The organism is Devosia sp., from assembly GCF_034675085.1.
Classification (GTDB): domain Bacteria; phylum Pseudomonadota; class Alphaproteobacteria; order Rhizobiales; family Devosiaceae; genus Devosia.
In genome coordinates this window covers 1-4,032 of the sequence record NZ_JAUCDN010000295.1, presented here as the reverse complement: position 1 = coordinate 4,032, position 4,032 = coordinate 1, and the positions used below count along the sequence as shown (strand labels likewise).

The window sequence follows — 4,032 nt, the reverse complement described above, 5'->3', positions numbered from 1 at the left end:
CCCATGGCGGTGGCCTATTTCATCGACCAGCTTTTGCCCCGCTCGGAATTCGGCTTCATCCTCATTGCCGGGGCGATGCTGCTGGCGGTCTATGTGTTCAACGCCATGCTGATGGGCGTGGTCAATTATTTCGGCCATATGCTGGGCATCGGCATCGAAACCGACATGCGCCGGCAGGTCTTCGACCATTTGCAGAAGCTCAGCTTCCGCTTTTTCGACAACAACAAGACCGGGCATCTGATCACCCATGTGACCAAGGATCTGGAGGATGTGGGCGAGGTGGCCCATCACGGGCCCGAGGACCTGTTCCTGGCCATCATGACCTTTATCGGCGCCTTCATCCTGATGTTCACGGTCAACTGGCAATTGGCGCTGATCACCACGCTCATCGTGCCGGTGATGACCTGGCTGGTGAGCCGCTATGGCGCCAAGATGACGCAAAACTGGCGCACGCTGTTCCGCCAGGTGGGCGATTTCAACACCCGCATCGAGGACGCCATCGGCGGCATAAGGGTGGTCAAGGCCTTTGCCAACGAGCCGCATGAAACGCGCCTCTTCGCCGGCAACAACAACGCCTATCGCCAGACCAAATTGCAGGCCTATGCCTATATGACGGCCAGCATCACCATCACCTATCTCAGCACGCGCCTGGTGCAACTCGTGGTCATGCTGGTGGGGGCCTGGCTGGTGGTGAACGGCGATCTGAGCAATGGCGGCTTCGTCAGTTTCCTGTTGCTGGTCAATGTGTTCATGCGCCCGGTCGACAAGATCACCAGCGTGCTGGAAAGCTATCCCAAGGGCATTGCCGGCTTCCGCCGCTTCACCACGCTGATCGACACCGAACCTGATATCGCCGACCGGCCGGGGGCCAAGGTGGTGCACCATCTCAAGGGCGACATCGTCTTCGCGAATGCCAGCTTTTCCTATGAAGCGGGCCGCAAGATCATCGATGGGCTCAATCTGAGCGTTCAGGCGGGTGAGACGCTGGCCATCGTGGGCCCGTCGGGCGCAGGCAAGACCACGCTGTGCTCGCTGCTGCCGCGCTTTTACGAGCTCGAGAGCGGCGCGATCAGCATTGATGGCATCGATATCCGCGACATGACGCAGGCCTCGCTGCGCAGCCAGATCGGCATCGTGCAGCAGGACGTGTTCCTGTTCGGCGGCACCATTCGCGAGAATATTGCCTATGGGCAGTTGGGCGCCAGCGACGAGGCCATCATGGAGGCGGCGCGGCGCGCGCGCTTCGACACGGTGATTGCCCGCATGCCGGACGGGCTGGACACGGTGGTGGGCGAGCGCGGCGTCAAGCTCTCGGGCGGGCAGAAGCAGCGCGTGGCCATTGCCCGTATCTTCCTGAAAAACCCGCCGATTCTCATTCTGGACGAGGCGACATCGGCGCTGGACACGGCCACGGAGGTGGCTATCCAGCGCTCGCTGACCGAGCTGTCGCAGGGGCGCACCACGCTGGTGATCGCCCATCGCCTCGCCACCATCCAGAATGCCGACCGCATCGTGGTGGTGGACGAAACCGGTATCGTGGAAGAGGGCAGCCATGCGGCGCTGCTGGAGCGCGACGGCGCCTACGCGGCGCTGCACCGGGCCCAGTTCGGCGAGCGGGGATAAAACGGGCCGGCGCGGGGATAAAGGCGGGGCACGGGGACCGATTGCCCCGTTTTCGCGTTAGCGCCCCGGCGTTTCGGCTAACGCATTGTTAACATCGAGCATGACGCATCGTCACCTTTCGCGCCGAAAGGGGCGCGGATTTTCACGCGACGCCGAGCGGGGCGACCGGTGCGCCGTTGACGCAATCTAAACCACCGGATGTAACCTCGGTTTAAGCCGGAAACGGCAAGGGTGGGGGAAAGCCCCTATCCGCAGGTTCAATCGTGTCCGGCGTGCTCGATTTCTTTCTTTCCGACCATGAATTTGCCCTGGTCGGCCTTGCCGCCCTGATCTGCCTGGCCTCGTCCTATGCCTGCGCCAGCCTGGTGAACCATGCGCGGCGGGCCAGCGGGCGGATGCGGTGGGTGTGGACGGCCATCGCGGCGCTGGCGGTGGGATCGGGCATCTGGGCGACGCATTTCGTGGCGGTGCTGGCCTTCCGGCCCGGCTTCACGCCGGCCTACGACCTGGCGCTGACCGGAGCGTCGCTGGGTATCGCCATTCTGGTTTGCGGGGCGGGCATCGCCATGGCCATCCGCGGCCAAGGCGGCTGGGATCATGCGCTGGGCGGCGCGGTGGTGGGCGTGGCCATTTCGAGCATGCATTATACCGGCATCTTCGCGCTGGTGATGGGCGGCACCCTGGGCTGGAACGCCACCGGGGTATCGATCTCGATCATCGCGGGGATCGGGCTCGCCGGGCTGGCGCTGCCGGTGGCCCTGAGCGGCAGCGGCAGCGGCTGGCGCCGGCGACTGTCGGGGGCGGGGCTGCTGACCCTGGCCATCTGCGCCATGCATTTTACCGCCATGGCCTCGGCCGATTTCTCGCTGTGCTTCGCGATGGAGGGCGAAGGGGAACTGCATGCCGGCTGGATGGCGGCGGCGGTGACCGGCAGCGCGCTGCTGATCCTGGGCCTGGCGATGGGCAGCGCCCTGCTCGATGAAATCGACCGGCGGCGCACGGCGCGCGAGGCGGCGCGGCAGCAGCGCGACGCCGAGCGGATCAGCGAGGTTTCCGGCCGTCTGGAACTAGCCCTCACCCATATGGCGCAGGGCATCGGGCTTTATGACCGCGCGGGAAAGCTGCAACTTTATAATGGCCGCATGGTGCAGATGCTGGGGCTGGACGGATCGCGCGACCTGACCGGGCTCGATTTTCGCGAGGTCTGCCGGCTGGCGGCGCTGCATGCGGGCCAGAATCCCGGCGAAATCGAGGAAATCACCGAGCGGCTGATGGCCCAGCACACCCCGCTGCTGGCCAGGGGCGGCGAGGTGGTGCATCAATTTTCCGACGAGCGCACGCTGCGTATCTCCCATAGCCCGGTGGGCGACGGATCGTGGGTCTCCACCATCGAGGACATCACCGAGCGCGAGCGCTCGGAGCGAGCCATCGCCCATCTGGCCCGCCATGACGGGCTGACCGGCCTGCCCAACCGGGCCCTGTTCGGCGAGCGGTTCGATGCGGCGCTGGAAGACGCGCGCGACAGCGGCAACAAGCTGGCGGTGATCGCTATCGACCTCGACCGCTTCAAGGAAATCAACGACAGCCACGGCCATGCCACCGGCGACACGGTGTTGAAAATCCTGGCCGGGCGGCTGAGCGAGGGGTTGAACAAGGGCGAGATGGTGGCACGGCTGGGCGGGGACGAATTCGCCGCGCTCAAGAGCTTTGCCTCGATGGAGGTGCTGCGCGATTTCCTGCAACGCATCGAAACGGCGCTGTTCTGCCGCGTGGAGGTGGATGGCGGGGTGGTCAATACCGGGGGCAGCATCGGCGTCGCCATCTATCCCGACGACGAGACCGACCGCTCGCGCCTGCTCAACAATGCCGACCTGGCGATGTATCGCGCCAAGGCCGAATTCGACCGCCATATCTGCTATTATGAGCGGGAAATGGACGAGACGGCGCGCCAGCGGCGCGACCTGGCGCGCGATATCTGGACGGCGCTGGAAACCGACAGCTTCTACCTCGCCTATCAGGTGCAGAAATCGGTGCAGACCGGCGAGGTGACCGGCTACGAGGTGCTGCTGCGCTGGGACCGGCCGGGCCATGGCAATGTGTCGCCCGCCGATTTCATCCCGGTGGCCGAGGAATGCGGGGCCATCGGCGCCATCGGCAACTGGGTGCTGAAAATGGCGTGCCTGGAGGCCGCGTCCTGGCCCGAGCCCTACAAGATCGCCGTCAATATTTCGGGCGTGCAGCTCTCGCAGGTGGAACTGATCGACATGGTCCGCAACGTGCTGTTCCTGTCCGGGCTCGCCCCGGAGCGGCTGGAGCTGGAGGTGACGGAAACCGCCATCATCGCCGACAAGCAGCGGGCGCTGCATATCCTGCGGCAATTGCGGGCCATGGGCGTTTCCATCGCCATCG

The 4,032-nt window shown here is 65.0% G+C and carries 2 protein-coding genes; both read left to right on the top strand.

The window, feature by feature from the left end; all coding sequences use genetic code 11:
- Positions 1–1,623, top strand: a 1,623-nt coding sequence (locus tag VDP82_RS14995; RefSeq protein ID WP_323015639.1) for an ABC transporter ATP-binding protein, incomplete at its 5' end; no start/stop codon positions are given.
- A 263-nt stretch (positions 1,624–1,886) separates the two neighbouring features.
- Positions 1,887–4,032 (top strand): diguanylate cyclase domain-containing protein (locus VDP82_RS14990; protein ID WP_323015638.1); only part of this gene is annotated, 2,146 nt, incomplete at its 3' end.